19 protein-coding genes and 1 tRNA gene are annotated in these 16,265 nt (G+C 35.7%); 4 read left to right on the forward strand and 16 right to left on the reverse strand.

Translation table 11 applies throughout. The annotated features are described in order from the left end of the window. Positions 1 to 191 precede the first annotated feature (191 nt). The 3 genes from IGJ34_RS11840 to IGJ34_RS11850 all read left to right on the forward strand — a co-directional run bounded on the left by IGJ34_RS11840 (position 192) and on the right by IGJ34_RS11850 (position 3,216). Positions 192 to 1,106 carry a helix-turn-helix domain-containing protein gene (locus tag IGJ34_RS11840; RefSeq protein ID WP_430597541.1) on the forward strand — a complete coding sequence of 305 codons (915 nt, stop codon included), beginning with the start codon at positions 192 to 194 and terminating at the stop codon, positions 1,104 to 1,106. A 75-nt stretch (positions 1,107 to 1,181) separates the two neighbouring features. After that, on the forward strand, positions 1,182 to 1,994 hold the full coding sequence (locus IGJ34_RS11845) for a hypothetical protein (RefSeq protein ID WP_430597542.1): 813 nt from the start codon (positions 1,182 to 1,184) through the stop codon (positions 1,992 to 1,994). A 97-nt stretch (positions 1,995 to 2,091) separates the two neighbouring features. Continuing rightward, positions 2,092 to 3,216, forward strand: coding sequence for a tyrosine-type recombinase/integrase (locus tag IGJ34_RS11850; protein WP_430597543.1), 1,125 nt, complete (start codon positions 2,092 to 2,094; stop codon positions 3,214 to 3,216). A gap of 71 nt (positions 3,217 to 3,287) precedes the next feature. On the opposite strand, the gene IGJ34_RS11855 is transcribed toward IGJ34_RS11850, so the two are convergent. Together IGJ34_RS11855 and IGJ34_RS11860 are read right to left on the reverse strand one after the other, a co-directional pair. Then, positions 3,288 to 3,361 (reverse strand) — tRNA-Arg (locus IGJ34_RS11855). 168 nt (positions 3,362 to 3,529) lie between these two features. Then, complete coding sequence (locus IGJ34_RS11860) at positions 3,530 to 3,652, reverse strand: hypothetical protein (RefSeq protein ID WP_276205066.1); 123 nt, start codon at positions 3,650 to 3,652, stop codon at positions 3,530 to 3,532. A 177-nt stretch (positions 3,653 to 3,829) separates the two neighbouring features. Here IGJ34_RS11860 and IGJ34_RS11865 point away from each other — a divergent pair, with 177 nt between their 5' ends. Further along, positions 3,830 to 3,961: a hypothetical protein gene (locus tag IGJ34_RS11865; protein ID WP_258379364.1), complete on the forward strand. Its 132-nt coding sequence runs from the start codon at positions 3,830 to 3,832 to the stop codon at positions 3,959 to 3,961. Positions 3,962 to 4,012: 51 nt separating this feature from the next. Here IGJ34_RS11865 and IGJ34_RS11870 read toward each other — a convergent pair whose 3' ends face one another. The 14 genes from IGJ34_RS11870 to IGJ34_RS11935 all read right to left on the reverse strand — a co-directional run bounded on the left by IGJ34_RS11870 (position 4,013) and on the right by IGJ34_RS11935 (position 16,245). Further along, complete coding sequence (locus tag IGJ34_RS11870; protein WP_069655331.1) at positions 4,013 to 4,219, reverse strand: sterol carrier protein domain-containing protein; 207 nt, start codon at positions 4,217 to 4,219, stop codon at positions 4,013 to 4,015. Positions 4,220 to 4,372: 153 nt separating this feature from the next. Next, a complete protein-coding gene (locus tag IGJ34_RS11875) occupies positions 4,373 to 4,567 on the reverse strand; it encodes a GNAT family N-acetyltransferase (RefSeq protein WP_430597544.1) in 195 nt (64 codons plus the stop codon). Between the two features lie 165 nt (positions 4,568 to 4,732). Further along, on the reverse strand, positions 4,733 to 6,136 hold the full coding sequence (locus tag IGJ34_RS11880) for a PTS sugar transporter subunit IIC (RefSeq protein ID WP_430597545.1): 1,404 nt from the start codon (positions 6,134 to 6,136) through the stop codon (positions 4,733 to 4,735). Between the two features lie 267 nt (positions 6,137 to 6,403). Then, positions 6,404 to 6,817 (reverse strand): DUF3284 domain-containing protein, encoded by a 414-nt coding sequence (locus IGJ34_RS11885; RefSeq protein WP_069655328.1) that lies wholly within the window; start codon positions 6,815 to 6,817, stop codon positions 6,404 to 6,406. Then, positions 6,817 to 7,014: a DUF3188 domain-containing protein gene (locus tag IGJ34_RS11890; protein WP_069655327.1), complete on the reverse strand. Its 198-nt coding sequence runs from the start codon at positions 7,012 to 7,014 to the stop codon at positions 6,817 to 6,819. The genes IGJ34_RS11885 and IGJ34_RS11890 overlap by 1 nt, the downstream gene beginning before the upstream one ends. 20 nt (positions 7,015 to 7,034) lie before the next feature. After that, on the reverse strand, positions 7,035 to 7,253 hold the full coding sequence (locus IGJ34_RS11895; protein ID WP_069655326.1) for a hypothetical protein: 219 nt from the start codon (positions 7,251 to 7,253) through the stop codon (positions 7,035 to 7,037). A gap of 74 nt (positions 7,254 to 7,327) precedes the next feature. Continuing rightward, a complete protein-coding gene (locus IGJ34_RS11900; protein ID WP_069655325.1) occupies positions 7,328 to 8,782 on the reverse strand; it encodes a PTS sugar transporter subunit IIC in 1,455 nt (484 codons plus the stop codon). Between the two features lie 132 nt (positions 8,783 to 8,914). Next, positions 8,915 to 9,235 carry a PTS lactose/cellobiose transporter subunit IIA gene (locus tag IGJ34_RS11905; protein WP_430597546.1) on the reverse strand — a complete coding sequence of 107 codons (321 nt, stop codon included), beginning with the start codon at positions 9,233 to 9,235 and terminating at the stop codon, positions 8,915 to 8,917. Between the two features lie 30 nt (positions 9,236 to 9,265). Next, a complete protein-coding gene (locus tag IGJ34_RS11910; RefSeq protein ID WP_111248643.1) occupies positions 9,266 to 9,586 on the reverse strand; it encodes a PTS sugar transporter subunit IIB in 321 nt (106 codons plus the stop codon). 223 nt (positions 9,587 to 9,809) lie between these two features. Further along, complete coding sequence (locus IGJ34_RS11915; RefSeq protein ID WP_206837952.1) at positions 9,810 to 11,207, reverse strand: glycoside hydrolase family 1 protein; 1,398 nt, start codon at positions 11,205 to 11,207, stop codon at positions 9,810 to 9,812. Between the two features lie 122 nt (positions 11,208 to 11,329). Beyond that, positions 11,330 to 12,622 (reverse strand): PTS sugar transporter subunit IIC, encoded by a 1,293-nt coding sequence (locus tag IGJ34_RS11920; RefSeq protein WP_206837949.1) that lies wholly within the window; start codon positions 12,620 to 12,622, stop codon positions 11,330 to 11,332. Positions 12,623 to 12,705: 83 nt separating this feature from the next. After that, positions 12,706 to 13,026, reverse strand: coding sequence for a PTS lactose/cellobiose transporter subunit IIA (locus tag IGJ34_RS11925; protein ID WP_111248641.1), 321 nt, complete (start codon positions 13,024 to 13,026; stop codon positions 12,706 to 12,708). Between the two features lie 34 nt (positions 13,027 to 13,060). Further along, entirely contained in the window at positions 13,061 to 13,381 is a 321-nt protein-coding gene (locus IGJ34_RS11930; RefSeq protein ID WP_430597547.1) for a PTS sugar transporter subunit IIB, read from the reverse strand. A 149-nt stretch (positions 13,382 to 13,530) separates the two neighbouring features. After that, complete coding sequence (locus IGJ34_RS11935) at positions 13,531 to 16,245, reverse strand: sigma 54-interacting transcriptional regulator (protein ID WP_430597548.1); 2,715 nt, start codon at positions 16,243 to 16,245, stop codon at positions 13,531 to 13,533. Positions 16,246 to 16,265 lie beyond the last annotated feature (20 nt).

Genomic DNA, 16,265 nt, shown 5'->3' on the forward strand with positions numbered 1-16,265 from the left:
TAAGAAACGTACGCTTGCAAACTAATATGTCTCTGTAGGTAAAGTTTAGCAAACAACATCCGTTAAATAAAGAACAATTTGACGAATTGTGAATTTAACATCAAAAACAACAGTTTTTTATTAATTTTGTCTTATTTTAGTTTTTTTATGTTTTTCTCATGCTAAAATCACATTAAGAGAGGGTGAAGCTTATGAATATTGGGGATACTTTACGTTTTTTTAGAACTAAGTTAAAAATATCTCAAAAGGACATGACTCCAGAATATATGGATGCATCAGCTTATTCTAGAATAGAAGGTAATGTTAGGAGCATAAAACTAGATGAACTTCAAAATATTTTTGAAAAAACTGGCATACACTCAAGTGAGTTTTTTCGTTTTTATGATTTAGATTACAGACAAACAAAATTTAAAGAGCTATATATTTATTGCGCTACCCATTTAGAAAATAAGAGTAAGAAGAATAAATTAATAGATTATTATTATAAACTAAAATCAAATAATCATAAAAACTCAACAGAACTTTCAAATTATATAGCGATAAAGAATTTTTTCGGTCCTCATTGGGATGAAGTTGAAGAAATAACTCAACAAGAAGTAGATCATATCTTCAGCATTCTAATAAATAAAAAATTCTATTTACATCACGACTATGTACTAATTTCGAATATAGTCAGATTATTTTCCGCAAAGCAAACTGACTTAATCGTTCCTAGAATTATCCCGATCCCGTTTGATAAAAATAGAAATATTGAGACAAAAAAGTTTGCGCATAATACTTTGATTAATATAATATCGCTCAAACTTTATGCGATGGATCACTCAGGCGCAGAAAAATATATAAAATTAGCTAAAAAACAAAATAAACTGGAGACGGACTACAATTTCAAACTAAACTTGCAGTATTTGAATAACTTACTTCAATACTTGATGACAGGTGAAATGGTCTATATAGAGAGAGTTCATGATTTTATCCATATTCTGGAGGATATAGGTGATGATTTACACGCTGATCAAGTTAAAAAAGAAGTTAAAATACTCACCCATGATAAAGATAGTAAAAAGATGCTCGAAAGTTACGAAGTTGGTTTGTTCAAACAAGATTAATGTTTCCGTCGCTTTAACAAACCTGTTCATGATATAATCATATAACTAATATAAATTGTAAAGTGGGGATTTAAAATGAAAAAGTTTTTTGTTCTAAGCTTGTTATGTGGGATAATTTTAGTTGGATGTGTATCTAAAAATGAGAAAAAGATAGACTCTGAAAGCTCTTTAACTACTGAAAAGAACTCGCAACAAAAGAATATAGACAATGCAATTAGTTCGCTGAAAAAAGGATTCTCAGCATACCACGATGTTTCTTTTGATAAAAAAACTAAAAGCTTTATCTTAAGCCCGAAAGAAGGATTATCCGAAACAAAAACACTAATTAAAATAGCTGATAACCCTACAGAGCCTAAATATGAGGAAACTCTAAAAGGTATCGCTTCTAATTTTATCGAATTATCTATTTCTATTTCAAAAAACATTGGTAAGGATTATAAGATAAAATTGGCAAGTCCAGGAAATGACCACAAATATATGTTTGTGGTACAAGACGGAAATATAAGCTATCCAATTATCACCGAATTTAAAGACAAAAAATCTAGCTCTAATACTAAAACTGGTGGTTCTACAAAATCTGGAAGTCAACAGAACGTTGAAGCTGAAAATGCCAGATTAAAAGCTGAAGAAGAAGCTAGCGAGGCGGCGATTCAAGCTCAATTTGAAGAAGAACAACGAAAAGCTGACGAACTTAATGCTCAATTGCAAGCTCAAGCAGATGCTGATAACGCTAGGTTCAAAGCTGAAGAAGAAGCTAGTAAAGCTGACATGCAAGCTCAATTTGAGGAAGATCAAAGAAAAGCTGACGAATTTAATGCCAAACTGCAAGCTGATTGGGAAGCCGAAAATAGACGCTTAGCTGAGCAAGACAAAGCAAATGGATATTAAATAAATTCTTTTGTCCAAGAAAGATAAACAAAGAACTAACATTTAATAGGATTAAATACTAAAAGTATTTTTATCAAGCTCACAGGAGTGATACAACATGGCAAGACTCGTTAAACGAGGTAATTCATGGCAGTATGAAATCTCATATAGAAAAGAAGACGGTAAATTTACTAAGCTTAGAAAATCCGGCTTTAAAACAAAAAGTGAAGCGAAAGCTGCAGCTGTTGAGTTGGAATACGAAATTTCAAAAGGTCTTTCTGCTGAAAAGAAAAACATGTTTCTGGCTGATTATTTTGAAGACTGGATGATACTTTACAAAAAAGACAGTATCTCTCCAGTAACTTACAAAAAATACGAAGACACACTAAAGAGCTTGCAGAAACTGGCTCCATTTTTAAAACTCTCTGAAATGGACAGAGACAGCTACCAGAAGCTTTTAAATAAGTATGCAAAGAATCATGCCAAAGAAACTGTAATCAAGTTTAACAATCATGTGAGGGCCTGTTTAAAGGATTCTATCGATGATGGTGTTATCAATAGAGATCCTACAAGAAAAGCTGTAATTAAAGGCAATAAGCCGTCTAAACCAAAAGAAGACAAGTACCTTGACTATTCCGAGCTAAAACTTTTACTTAAAGAAACTGAAAAACACTTAAATCCTGAATACGCTTCTCCGTATTTAGTTATCACTGCAGCTAAAACGGGTTTGAGATTTTCCGAGTTGTTAGGTTTAACTTGGGATGATATCGATTTTGATAAGCGACTCGTTGACGTCAACAAGACATGGAATTATAAGATCAAAGAATTCGGTCCAACAAAAAACGAGTCATCTATCCGCAAAGTAGTGCTAGATGACAGAACAACAGAAATGCTGGCTGAATTAAAGATTAATCAGTCTGAGATATTTAAGAAATTTGGTATCATAAATCCCGATAACTTAGTCTTTTATAATTTAAAAAACGGAATCGTCTCAAATAATGCAGCTAACAAATTTTTAAAGAAGATGCTTAATCGTTTGAACATTGATACAAACTTAACTTTACATGGATTAAGGCATACATATGCATCAGTTTTATTGTACAAACAAATAAACATCCTCACAGTATCCAAATTGTTGGGACATAGGGATACAACTACAACTCAAGAAACATACGCTCATATAGTAAAAGAATTGGAAGACCAAGACCTAGAAAAAATTAGCGATATTATGAAATACTTATAAGCGATTTGGCACAAAGTTGGCACAAATAAATTGAAACACCTATCAAATCAACGTTTGACAGGTGTTTTTTACGTTCTCGACTGGAATCGAACCAGCGACCTATCGCTTAGGAGGCGATCGCTCTATCCTACTGAGCTACGAGAACATTCCTTATTTATTTTAGAAGTCTTTTCATTCAGTGTCAATAAAAATAAAAAAACAGACAGGCATATCACTCTGCGAGTCATATCCCTGCCTTAAAAATTCGAATAAACAATGTGAGCAAAAGCTACTCCTTTAGAAATAAACACTTCTGCCTCATTCTTTGTTTTTTTTATTTTTTGATTGCCTTTTTACCTTTCAGCATTTTGACTAAATAAAGTCCACCTACCACAACAGCTAATGTTTTACCAATTTTACCATTTCTTGCTACTTTTTCTTCTTTTGTTTTGCTCATGCTTCTCACGACCTTTCAGTTTTAACTTTTGTCTGTTTCCCTATACTTGTATTATAAGGAGTTAAAGATCGTTTTGCGAATCATCTGCTTGAAATCAAAACGCTCGTAAAGTCAGTGTATGGATGTTATGCTTACCTTAAATCTTTAAGGGTAAATGAACGTATGGAGGTAATATGTATGACAGACGATTCAAAAGAAAAAGTTATTGCAGAGCGTCAAGATGATTATCAACAGAAAAAAGAGGACATTATCAAAGAAGCTTTAGAAGAACATGAGGAAAAAAACGATAATGACAAACAAAACGTATAACCACTGATAGGCTAAGTGAGTATTAAACCAATGAACTCACTTAGCCTATTTTTAAAAGTAATCTACTAAAATTGGTTTGCCTTTCGCTAAGCGTCGATCTAACAACTGAATCCACTTCTCTTTTCCACCGATTTTTCCATAGAAATTCAACTCACTAGCTGTTCGATACTCCATGAAAAGTTGCGTTGTGGTTTGAATCGTACTTACAATAAGTTCTTCTTCACTCACTGTAAGTGAACTGGAATCAATTTTCTTCACAATTCCCTGTCCTTTTTCATCTATTGCTAATTCCCAGATTCCTTCAGTCCATGAAGCTTACTCGTCCGCAACTTTAAGATAATAAACTTCTCAATTTCCTGCTTAGAAGGGATACTTAAGTAAAAACCCCCTCTAAATCAATAATTCTACCCATCATATACATGGAGTATAAATAATTTGACTCTTTAATGAATCTTCTAAAAAGCACCCACAATTCGATGAGTGTGCAACAATTTTCTTAAAATGCTCTTTGCGTTTATCTGTTGTCTCAGCATTAAAAGTATAGGCAGCTAAATCAAACATTTCATCCAATCTTTCTTCGCCCATAAGACACACTTCTTTTTCCATGGTGGTCCACCTCATCTACAACAAATTATTTATTGTTCATTTTACGCTAATATAAAATGATGTCCAGAAAAATAGCTAACCTTTCTACACAAAAAAAGGCCAAAACATGACCTTAAAGATCATATCCCAGCCTTTCTATTTAATTCACAAAAGATTAATTCCACTCTATTCTTCTGGCTCACCAAGATTTGGATCCATTTTATTCGCAGCAATAACAAACGGAGCCCAAATTACAAATGCGACAGCCAAATTAACGATTGTTAAAACAATTGCTCGCCAATCACCTGCTGTGGCTAAGAAACCGCTGATGATCGTCGGCATTACCCAAATGACATTTACAACAACAGGATTGACTAATCCAGCCATTGTAGCAAAATAAGCGATCGTAGCTGTTACTAATGGCGCCACAATAAATGGAATCAACATAATAGGATTCAATACAACTGGCATCCCAAACATGACTGGTTCATTGATATTGAATAAACCTGGTCCTATGCCCAATTTTCCGACGGTTTTATAATCTGCACGTTTAGATAAGAGTAGGATTGAAATAATCAAGACTAATGTCACACCAGCCCCGCCAGGCCAAACAAATGCTTCAAAGGAACCAGCAACCCATTTATAAGGGATTTCTTGTCCTTGTTGATATGCATTTGTATTATCAACCATTGCTACTCCATAAATTGACTGTAAAACTGGTGACATAATATTCGTTCCGTGAAGTCCAAAGAACCATAAGACATGCACTAATAACACAATCAACAGCACAGCACCATAGCCCTGAGATAATCCAAGCAATGGCGTTTGAATCGATTCAGAAATCCAATCGATCAATAATTTCCCAGTTAATTTTTCAAATACATGATAAATCAATCCTGAAACATATAAAGCTGTTACACCGGGAATAATAGCAGCAAATGCTTTTGAAACTGCTGGTGGTACTGAATCAGGCATTTTAATTACAATATTTTTCTTAATTAATTTAGCAAATATAATAACAGAAATAAACCCAAAAATCATTGCTGTAAACAAACCTGTTCCACCCATGTACTTACTAAACGGGAAAAACCCCCAAGCACCTGCGTCAACAGCAGAAACACCATCAACTGTGTTGACAGTCGCACCGGCATCCGTAAAAAGTTGAGCGATATTCTTTGGTAACTTTTCAGCCAATGTCACTGTTGCTGTTGCACTTTGCGGTAATCCAATGAAAAAAGCCGCTAATGACACCAACATACCAGATAAAGTATCGACATCATATGCTCTTGCAACATTGTATCCTAGCGATGCTGCAAAAACAACGGCCATGATCGCTAAGGTACCTGTCCAAACCAACCCATTGATTGCAATAACAGGTTCAAAGAAACTGGTGATTCCATTACCTTCGCCTAAATATGTGTTAGGAAAGTCACGCATAAACGCATTTAACAAAACCGCAATAGCACCTGCCATCGTAACTGGCATCATGCCGATAAACGCATCTCTAAGTGCAACTAAATGTTTTTGTGCTCCGATCTTCGCAGCTACAGGCAAGATGTACCTTTCCATCCAAGCTGTTAATCCATTCATTTTTTATCCTCCTAATAATTTATTTATTTAAAAAGTTTTTACTTTCTAAAACAGATTTATATATCTAAATACAATAAATAGCCTCTCTAAACATAGCATCAATATAATCTTACATTCTTATAATAAGCAAAAACTATGCCAAATTGATCTAGACCAAAACCAAGAGTTATGAAGCGCTTTCTTTACACAGATGAATACACAGTGGTTGCACTGTGCGTTTTGTGTGTAAAAACGCATGAAAAAAAGAGTGCCTCTATGACACTCTCCTCAAAATGACTCTTCCATCATTTTTAACATTTTAGTAAATTGACGCTTTTTGAAAAACATAAGAATAGTCCCAAGTACTGCATCATTCATTTTCTGTAAAAATCCATATGATTCCATCTTCTCATTATAACGAATCTCACAAGACTTTTCATCCAACGGCTTGATATCATACTGCACTAAAAAGTCGTTTTTTGTTGTAGAGGTGCGAAAATGGTAAGATGTATTCTCAACAAGTTTTTCCACTTTGATACGAGCCCGGCTATTTTTGGAAAATTCCTTCACATATTCAAAGTTGTTTAATTGTTTTCTTGTTAAACTTTTGCCTGTATGCTTCCGTATATCAAACAAAACAGAATCCATGACTTGGTCATAAAAAACAGATGCAGGAATATTCATTTTTTTTATAATTTCCATTATCTTTTCACCTCGTTACTATTTTTCTTATTTTGTTCTTCTTTCTTCCTGCCTTTGAAGAAAAAATATCCTCCAACGACTACTAAGAATATACCTGTAGTCATACTTAACAAATCATACGTCATTGATGCAGGATTAAGCGCATATAAGATTATAATTAAACCGATACTGCATACGAATAAACCATTTCTTACCATTTTACATCCATCCAATCTTTTTAAACTGCAACGGCTTGGAAGAACAAGACACCGCCCCAAGGTTGTGCTTTAATTAGTTCTTTTGCTTTCTTAGCTGCTTCTTCTTTATCTCCTGTTACGTCGAATGCTAGTTTGATGCCTTTTTTTTCTTTGAAAGTGTATGTAAAGTCGCCACCATCATAGCTTTCTAATAAGTTCTTGATTTCTTCTTGTTGCATTGCACTCGCAATTGTGATCATTTTAACCTCTCCTTAATCATAAAGCAGTTGCTCTCACTTGGTTAAAAGTGAAAGCAACAAACTATTTAGTTTTTTTATTCAAAATCAGTTGGTTCCATTCTGTTAGCCGCAATAACGAACGGTGTCCAGATTAGGAATGTTACAACCATACATACAATTGTTACAATTGGTGCTCTCCAGTCAGCTCCTGTTGCTAAGAATGAAAGCAAGATTGGAGGTACTACCCATGTTACTTGTTGTGACACTGGTGCTACTAAACCAAAGTACGTTGCTAACCAGCCGATTGTTGTTGCAACAACTGGAGCGACTAAGAATGGCACAAACATGATAGCATTTAATACAATTGGTAAACCAAACATGATTGGTTCGTTAATATTGAAGATACCAGGTCCTAATGATAATTTACCAACCGTTAGGTAATCTGCACGTTTAGAGAATAACAAGATAGCGATGATCAAGACCAGCGTACCACCTGAACCACCAAACCATGCGAATGCATCAAATGAACCACGAACCCACATGTACGCTTTCCCTTCATCAATGGCTTTCAAGACAGCTGGGGTACCAGTCAAGCCTTTGTAGCCTTTTTGGAAAATATCAATATTGATTAATTGTGCTTGTCCCCAGATACCTTCTAAAACTGGTGCCAATACGTTTGGACCATGAATACCAAAGAACCAGAAAATTTGAACAAAAATCGTTACGATCAATACAGCACCTAACCCTTGAGATAAGCCCAAGAATGGTTCTGCAATATATTTTTGAACAAGATCGATGATCAATTGTCCATTCGTTACTTTCCCTACAACATAGTTAATAATTGCAATAACATATAACGCAATCGTCGCTGGTAAAATAGCTGCGAACGCTTTTGAAACTGCTGGCGGAACTGAATCAGGCATTTTGATTGTGATATTCGCCAACATTAATTTACAAAAAATGATAACTGAAATCGCGCCCATGATCATTACAGTAAAGTATGCGTTACCATTTAAGTGATCTAGTTTTAACCAACCCCAACCGCCTGCTGTTAAACCTTCAGCTGTTGCTGACCAACCAGAATCTGCAGAGCCAGCATTGATTGTGTTCATCAATTCTTTAGGTACTGCTGTTTCTAATGTATTAGAATAAGCAAATGCAATTCCTTGGATCAATGTCGCTAACCCAACGATACCCCCAGCTAAATCATTTACTTTGTATGCTCTAGCTAGATTGTACCCCCAAGAAAAGGCAAAAATCAAACCGGCAATCGCCAAAGTTCCATTCCAAACAAATCCGTTGATTCCAATAATAACATTAATAACTGCAAAGATTCCCTTGTCTGCTGCAAGGTTTGTTGCATAGTCTGAGAAAAATTGTTGTGGCAAGTCACGAATTATCGCGTTGATCATTACTGCAATCGAACCTGCCATTGTTGCTGGCATTGTCCCAATAAAAGCATCACGTAATGCAACTAAGTGCTTTTGCGCACCAATTTTGCCGGCCACAGGTAGAATATATTTCTCCATCCAGGCTGTTAATCCATCCATTTTTTAATTCCTCCTATAAATAATATTTATTTAAAGAGCGGTTAAACTCCTTAAAACAATGTCATCGTTAAAGTCCCGTTCAAAAAACTTTAACATCCATCTTCTTCCGTTCAAAAAAGAAAATATCTTCTCTTACTCATTATCCATACGACGATACAAATCGACGATCTCTTTTGCTAAGTCTGTAAAAGCGATCGACGTCATCAAGTGGTCTTGACTATGAACTGTCAATAATGTGACTTGACTGTGATTTCCTTGAGCTTCTTGCGTTAACATTCCCGTTTGAGAATGATGTGCTTGGACTAAAGATTCTTCTGCATCGGCAATTTTTTGATCCGCTAATTCGAAGTTTCCTGCTTTGGCAAATGCAACCGCTTCCATAGTATCGCTTTTTGCATTTCCTCCGTACATGATCAACCCCATTATTGCTTCTAAATGTTGTTGCTCTTCCACGTTTGTAACTCCGTTTCTTCATATTATTTTTTACTCACCTATTAAAGCGATTGCTTGATCTAACACTTTTTCGCCATTCATCATACCATAATCTGACATATTGATCACATCAAATGGAATACCTTTAGGTGCTAACTTTTGTTCAAACTGTGATTTCATGAAACGTACTTGTGGACCTAAAAGTAATACGCTTACATCTTTAGCTTCTAAATTATTATCTGCATCTGATGCGGATACTGCAAAAATATCTGCTTCCATTCCACGATCTTCTGCTGCTTTTTGCATTTTTGTTACCAATAAACTTGTACTCATTCCTGCTGAACAAACTAACATAATTGTTTTTTTAGCCATTTTTTACACTCCTTCAAAATTTGTTGTACTTACACTTTTATATAAAGCAAGAAGTGTGCCAAAGAAACATATAGACCAAACCTCACAACAACAAGGTTTTGGTCTATACAGATTGTGTACACACTATTTACTTAACTACTGCACGCTAATATTTGTGTGCGCTTTCTTTGTTGATATATTAATATTTAAAATGATTTATCGTTTCATTAGAGATCCTATATTTTTAGTTAAAACCATTATTTTTTGTGAGCTCTTTAAACCAATAGCCACTTTTCTTAATCGTTCTTTTGGCCTCTTGATCTAAATCTACTGCAATGAATCCGTACCGGTTTTTATAGGCATTTAACCACGACCAATTGTCCATACATGTCCACATATGATATCCCTGAACTTGGCTTCCTTCTTGAATTGCTTGATGGACCCATTTTAGATGATCTTTTACAAATTCGATTCGATAATCATCTTCGATCATTCCCTCTGCATTTACAAAACGTTCTTCACCTTCTACCCCCATACCGTTTTCAGAAATGTAGCAACGAATATTGTGATAGTTTTCTTTCAAATTCATTAAGGTATCATAAATCCCTTTTTCGTAAATTTCCCAACCGCGATAAGGGTTCATTTTTTTCCCTGGCATATCATACACATCATAAAAATCTTCTGGTAAAATACCATTGCTTGATATTTCAATTGGTGATTCTTTGGCTTTTACTCTACGTGGTTGGTAGTAATTCACGCCTAAAAGATCAATCGTATTTTCAGCAATCGTCGCTAAATCCTCTAGTGTTGTTTCAGGCATCAAGTCCTGTTCTTTGAGCCATGCTACTATATCTTCTGGAAAATGACCTTTTACAGCTGGATCTAAAAACGAACGATTGAACAATCCATCTACCAAACGGGCAGCTTTAACATCTGCCTCATTTCCAGGATCTCTAGGATAACTTGGTGTCAAATTAAGAACGATTCCGATTTCACCTGTTAAAGCCAGACTATGGTAGACTTCTATCGCTTTTGCACTTGCTAAAGCTTCGTGATAGGCAACTTGAACACCATGCTTTAAGTTTACTTCTTCTGGATAATGCCAGCCATATAAGTATCCACCTTCGACAGGCACGATTGGTTCATTGTGCGTAAACCATTTTTTCACACGGTCGCCAAATAATTCAAAACAAGTCTTAGCATAAACAACATAGTGATCCACAACTTCTCGGTTCAGCCAGCCGCCTTTTTCTTGTAACACCATCGGCATGTCAAAATGGTATAAATTCATGAACGGTTCAATACCTTGATCCAACAAACAATTGATTACATCATTATAAAATTCAACAGCTTTTGGATTTACTTCGCCTGTCTCTGGATCAGGAATCAATCTGCTCCACTGAATCGACGTCCGAAAAGAGTTATGCCCAGTTGCTTTCATTAGTTGGACATCTTCATGATAGTTCTTATAAAACTGAGAAGTCTTATCTGGACCTACTTCATTGAAAAACTTTTCAGGTTTCTCTTCATACCAAAAATCCCATATATTTTGTGCTTTTCCATCCCCTTTAAAAACACCTTCTGTTTGAGGGCCACTAGCTGCTGAACCCCACCAAAAACCTTCTGGGAACTGATAATTCATGCTCGTCATCTCCTACATTAAATTTATTTAAAAAGAGATAAAATCCCTCAAAATGCAAGATAAAACAATGACTTTGTTTTGTCTCGCTGCTCTTGAAGAGATTTTATCTGTTGGTTATATCATTAAGCTTGTGTTTGCTCTTCTTGAGCTAAGGTTGCTGCTTCCTGTTTTACAAATTGATCCGTTGCGACTTTGACAAACGGAATATAAATCAATATAGAAATCACTAAGTTCACGGCAGCTAATACACCACCCGCAATACTCTTAGTTGCTAAGAATCCACCAATGATTGGCGGAGTTACCCATGGTGGCATAAATGTCGCAGCTGGTACAAGTCCTGTTGAAGTTGCAATATACGCCGTTGTTACAAGAACCATTGGCGTAATGATAAATGGAATAAACATGATTGGATTCAATACGATCGGAAGTCCAAACATTACTGGCTCATTAATATTAAAAATACCTGGTGCGAAACTTAAGTTTGTGATTACTTTAAATGGTTTATTTTTACGTCCTACTAAGAAGATTGCAATCAGCAATCCTAATGTAGCACCTGTTCCACCTAGGTTTACAAATGAATCAAAGAAAGGTTTATTTACGATATAAGGAATTTTTTCCCCTGCTTCTAACGCTTTGATATTGGCATCGATCGCTGGTACATTGATTGTTTGCATCAATGGATCAACCATATTGGCGCCATGTAACCCAAAGAACCATAAGAAAGGTGTAATAAACGCTAATAGTAATGCTGATGGATAGCTGTTTGCTAATCCCATAAATGGTTTTTGAACTGCTTCATAGAATGACACTACGATATTTTCAACACCAAAGCCTAATAAAATTGATGTGATCAAACTAAAAAAGCTGATTGTGATCATTGCAGGTAATAAAGCCGCAAATGATTTGGCTACCGCTGGCGGAACACCATCGGGCATTTTGATTACTAATTTATCATTTCCAACTAATCTTTGGAAAATTTCTCCTGAAATAAGTGCAATAACTAGAGCAATGAATAATCCTGTAGCATCTGTTCCACTTAATCCACCAACTGCAAAGAACGAAGCAACTGAAACTGTCCCTGCCGCAATTCCGTCTTTACCGTAAGATTTTACTAAGTTATATGCTACTAAAAAGGCAACTAAAATTGAAAAAATAGCAAATGTTCCATTCCAAATATTGCCACCGAAACTTTTCCAAATCGGTGCATCGTTGACAATCATTGGGAATAATTTATCCATTAATTCTGGAAATCCAGGTATTGGTAAATTGTTGATAAGTACCGCTAATGCTCCTAAAATCATTAATGGCATCGTAACGACAAATGCATCACGAATTGCCACTAAGTGGCGTTGAGCCGCAATTACTGAAGCTTTCGGCATAAAATGTTTTTCCATCCATTGAACAAATCCGTCCATTTCTTGTAAATCCCCCTAAATAATATTTATCTAAAAAGCCTGTACACTCTTCAAATCTATTGTAACTACTGTTCCGTTTTCTATTACTCGTTATCCATACGACGATACAACTCGATGATCTCTTTTGCTAAATCTGTAAACGCAATTGCAGTCATCAAATGATCTTGACTATGAACTGTCAGTAATGTGACTTGGATATGATTTCCTTGTGCTTCTTGTGTTAACATCCCTGTCTGAGAATGATGTGCTTGAACTAAAGATTCCTCTGCATCTACAATTTTTTGATCTGCTAATTCGAAGTCTCCTGCTTTCGCTGCAGCAATCGCTTCCATTGCATCGCTTTTAGCATTTCCTCCATACATAATCAATCCCATTACTGCTTCTAAATTTTGTTGCTCTTCCATATTCAAAAACTCCATTCATTTTTTATTTTGTTGATTATTCACCCATTAAAGCAATTGCTTGATCTAACACTTTTTCGCCGTTCATCATGCCATAATCTGACATATTGATTACGTCAAAAGGAATTCCTTTAGGTGCTAATTTTTGTTCAAATTGAGCTTTCATGAAACGAACTTGTGGACCTAATAGTAATACGTTTACATCTTTGGCTTCTAAGTTATTATCTGTATCTGATGCTGATACTGCAAAAATGTCTGCTTCCATTCCACGATCTTCTGCTGCTTTTTGCATTTTTGTTACTAATAAACTTGTACTCATCCCTGCTGAACATACTAACATAATTGTTTTTTTAGCCATTATTAGTCACTCCTTCTAAAATTGTTGTATTTACACTTTTATATAAAGCAAGAAGCGTGCCAAAAAAAATATAGACCAAACCTAGTCACAATAGGTTTTTGGTCTATACAATTTGTGTACACACTATTTATTTTCAATCTACACACTAATCAATGTTGCTTATTTTCTGTGATCATTTCAATTCTATTTTCTAAAAACAGTTGTGTCAGATGTGCGATATCCGACTCGGTAAATGCTACACGATAGGCTTTTTCAATAGTCATTAAATTAGTCCTAGTGACATCAGTTTCTAGTCGGTTCCTTTTCATGAAGTCTGCTAGATTCTCGAATTCTTTTGATTTTTCACCTTTCAAGATAGCATCTACTAAAAATGCTAAGTGGATCACAATACCAGCATCCACACCAGGTTCTACTATAATATGCATATCCGTTTGAATTTGATGAACCGTTTTTTGCAACATAACAATCAATTTCTGCAATGAATCGACTGCAGTAATTGTTCCACCTAATGATTTCACGATCTTCTCTGTTGGAACGTCATCACCAGCAATTCGTTTAAGAACATTTAATTTCTCGTCATCGAAAATGTCGTAGGCTGAAAAGAAAGGAATATTTTGATATTCTACATCGACTGTTCCTGCGATTACTTTGATTTCATACTCTTCCATTAAACTGTCGATATGTTTTTTAAAGGCTTCTCGTTCTAAAAACTGCATTTGAATAATTTCTACTTTATTTTCATCAATCACAGGTAAAATCCGTTGATATAGTTTTGCTGCAACGCCTTCACCAGTGAAACAAGTCACAACTACAGCTTTTTTTACGTCCTCACGATTTTGTGGACTGGTACGAAACTGCTCTCTGATGATACTTTCAAATGACATTTGGATGTTTTGATAAATATCTTCTAAACTGCGTCCCACACTCGCCATACGAATCGCTTCTAAAACAATCATTGTACTCGTCATTGTGATTGCTTTTGTCCGAATACCGGTTTCTTCAAAAATCAGATTTCCAAATGAATTCAATGAGCCCATATCTGTTAAAAGAAGCATCCCATTTACTAATTTATCACGATAATTTAAGACAAAGCTTTTTAGTTGTTCGTACATTGTTTGAACTTCCATCGTAAGCGGCATGTTCATCGCAACACCGGTTTCTGTTCCTAGTAATTCCTGAGCCGTTTTCAACATACTGGAAGCTGTTGAATCCCCATGCATCAAAACTACCACACCAACGTTATTGGCATGAACTTTTTCTTTACTTCCAACATTGATCGACAAAAACATACTGATAAAGCCAATTTCATCAAAAGGAATTTCGATATTGTTTTCTTCTTCTATGATAGCAGATAGATCCATCGCTACCTGAAATTCTTTCTTCATTTTCTTGCGAACATTGTTTAAATTAGGATGAACGATTACGTGTCCTTCTCTCACTCGATCGATCGTACTTTGTAAATGTAAAGCAAAAGCAAAACGGGCTTTTTCGTTATAGGTACGTTCTAATCTCTTTTCAGCGATATCATATAACTGATCCGTCAATCTCCAAATCGGTTCTGGTAATAATTCCTTATGCACAGGATTTTGTGTCAATTCATCTACATATGTTTGAAAATAAGCATCCATGTCGCGTGATATCAGCTGTTCTAAATCCACATTTTCTAATTCATTCGCTGACAGTGTTGCTACTTTCTCTTCAATTTCATTATAGACTTGCATATCACGAGCCGGATCTTGAGGCCAAACCACTTCATTTGTTCCTGGCTCAAAACTCAAATAATTGCTTTTACTATCGACAAAACGGTCTAAGCGATCAGAAACTTCTTTGATTTTTAATAGTCCTTTTTGAACTTGCAGCGGTAAATCTCGTTTTTGAATCACCAAACTGGATTCATCATGCGTTCGATAATGAAGAAACGACTTGGCACAGACGAGTTTTAAATCCCGTTTCACTTGACCGATATTCCCTTCAGCATCATAGAGCATAAAGGCTAGGATTGCTTCTCTTTTAATGTCGATTCGTTGGTTCAAACGATTCGCTTCTTGTTTAATAAATAATGAAATAATATCATACCGTTCATCAAGTGAGCGCGCGTCTAGAGACGGTAATGTTATTGCCATTGGAATTCTGCGATTAAACGTTGTTAAAAAGCTTTCAGACGATTCAGTTGTTGCACCAATAATTTGAACCGAGGCTTCATAGGTTTTACCACTTTCACCAAGCGGACGGTAAATACCTTTGTCAATAAAGGTGAACAGCATTTCCTGACCTTCTGGCGGTAAGCGATGAATTTCATCAAGGAAAAGTATTCCTCCATCGGCTTTCGACATCAACCCAGGACTATCTTCATTTGCACCGGTATATGCTCCTTTTTTGACCCCAAAAATATGACCAAAAAGTAATTGTGGATTCTGAGCGTAATCCGCACAGTTAAATGAAACAAAAGGCGCATCTGCTGCCAAGGTTTTTGAATCAACTGCAAAACGATACATACATTCGGCAAATAGGGATTTACCCGTTCCTGTTTCACCAAAAATAATTGTGTGTAAGCCACGTGGAGGATATAAAATCGCGGCTTTTGCTTGTTGGATGCTGACCTTTAAAGAATCTTGCGCTCCCACTAAGTTATCGAATGTTACCTCACTGGAACTATCCACGTGCACTTTGGCTTCTTCCGTAACAACTGAATAGATGACGGGTCGACCATCACTTTTAATGATTTTGTGCTCTTTGAACAATTCACTTAAATAGCGGCTAGCATTGCTACGATCAATTGCTAGCTCACTAGCGACATCTGCTGCTGTCATGCCTTGCTTTTTTAATTCTAAGACTGCTAAAATCTCGTCTTTTCTAGATTTCATGGATAGCCTCCTTAAATCAT

The organism is Enterococcus sp. AZ177 (assembly GCF_050544585.1).
Taxonomy (GTDB): domain Bacteria; phylum Bacillota; class Bacilli; order Lactobacillales; family Enterococcaceae; genus Enterococcus_L; species Enterococcus_L plantarum.

What these genes read in the sequence shown, in the direction of transcription:
- IGJ34_RS11840 (WP_430597541.1), top strand. Translation starts at nt 192, where the DNA reads ATGAATATTGGGGATACTTTACGTTTTTTTAGAACTAAGTTAAAAATA.
- IGJ34_RS11845 (WP_430597542.1), top strand. Translation starts at nt 1,182, where the DNA reads ATGAAAAAGTTTTTTGTTCTAAGCTTGTTATGTGGGATAATTTTAGTT.
- IGJ34_RS11850 (WP_430597543.1), top strand. Translation starts at nt 2,092, where the DNA reads ATGGCAAGACTCGTTAAACGAGGTAATTCATGGCAGTATGAAATCTCA.
- IGJ34_RS11860 (WP_276205066.1), bottom strand. Translation starts at nt 3,652, where the DNA reads ATGAGCAAAACAAAAGAAGAAAAAGTAGCAAGAAATGGTAAAATTGGT.
- IGJ34_RS11865 (WP_258379364.1), top strand. Translation starts at nt 3,830, where the DNA reads ATGACAGACGATTCAAAAGAAAAAGTTATTGCAGAGCGTCAAGATGAT.
- IGJ34_RS11875 (WP_430597544.1), bottom strand. Translation starts at nt 4,567, where the DNA reads ATGGAAAAAGAAGTGTGTCTTATGGGCGAAGAAAGATTGGATGAAATG.
- IGJ34_RS11880 (WP_430597545.1), bottom strand. Translation starts at nt 6,136, where the DNA reads ATGAATGGATTAACAGCTTGGATGGAAAGGTACATCTTGCCTGTAGCT.
- IGJ34_RS11885 (WP_069655328.1), bottom strand. Translation starts at nt 6,817, where the DNA reads ATGGAAATTATAAAAAAAATGAATATTCCTGCATCTGTTTTTTATGAC.
- IGJ34_RS11890 (WP_069655327.1), bottom strand. Translation starts at nt 7,014, where the DNA reads ATGGTAAGAAATGGTTTATTCGTATGCAGTATCGGTTTAATTATAATC.
- IGJ34_RS11895 (WP_069655326.1), bottom strand. Translation starts at nt 7,253, where the DNA reads ATGATCACAATTGCGAGTGCAATGCAACAAGAAGAAATCAAGAACTTA.
- IGJ34_RS11900 (WP_069655325.1), bottom strand. Translation starts at nt 8,782, where the DNA reads ATGGATGGATTAACAGCCTGGATGGAGAAATATATTCTACCTGTGGCC.
- IGJ34_RS11910 (WP_111248643.1), bottom strand. Translation starts at nt 9,586, where the DNA reads ATGGCTAAAAAAACAATTATGTTAGTTTGTTCAGCAGGAATGAGTACA.
- IGJ34_RS11915 (WP_206837952.1), bottom strand. Translation starts at nt 11,207, where the DNA reads ATGAATTATCAGTTCCCAGAAGGTTTTTGGTGGGGTTCAGCAGCTAGT.
- IGJ34_RS11920 (WP_206837949.1), bottom strand. Translation starts at nt 12,622, where the DNA reads ATGGACGGATTTGTTCAATGGATGGAAAAACATTTTATGCCGAAAGCT.
- IGJ34_RS11925 (WP_111248641.1), bottom strand. Translation starts at nt 13,026, where the DNA reads ATGGAAGAGCAACAAAATTTAGAAGCAGTAATGGGATTGATTATGTAT.
- IGJ34_RS11930 (WP_430597547.1), bottom strand. Translation starts at nt 13,381, where the DNA reads ATGGCTAAAAAAACAATTATGTTAGTATGTTCAGCAGGGATGAGTACA.
- IGJ34_RS11935 (WP_430597548.1), bottom strand. Translation starts at nt 16,245, where the DNA reads ATGAAATCTAGAAAAGACGAGATTTTAGCAGTCTTAGAATTAAAAAAG.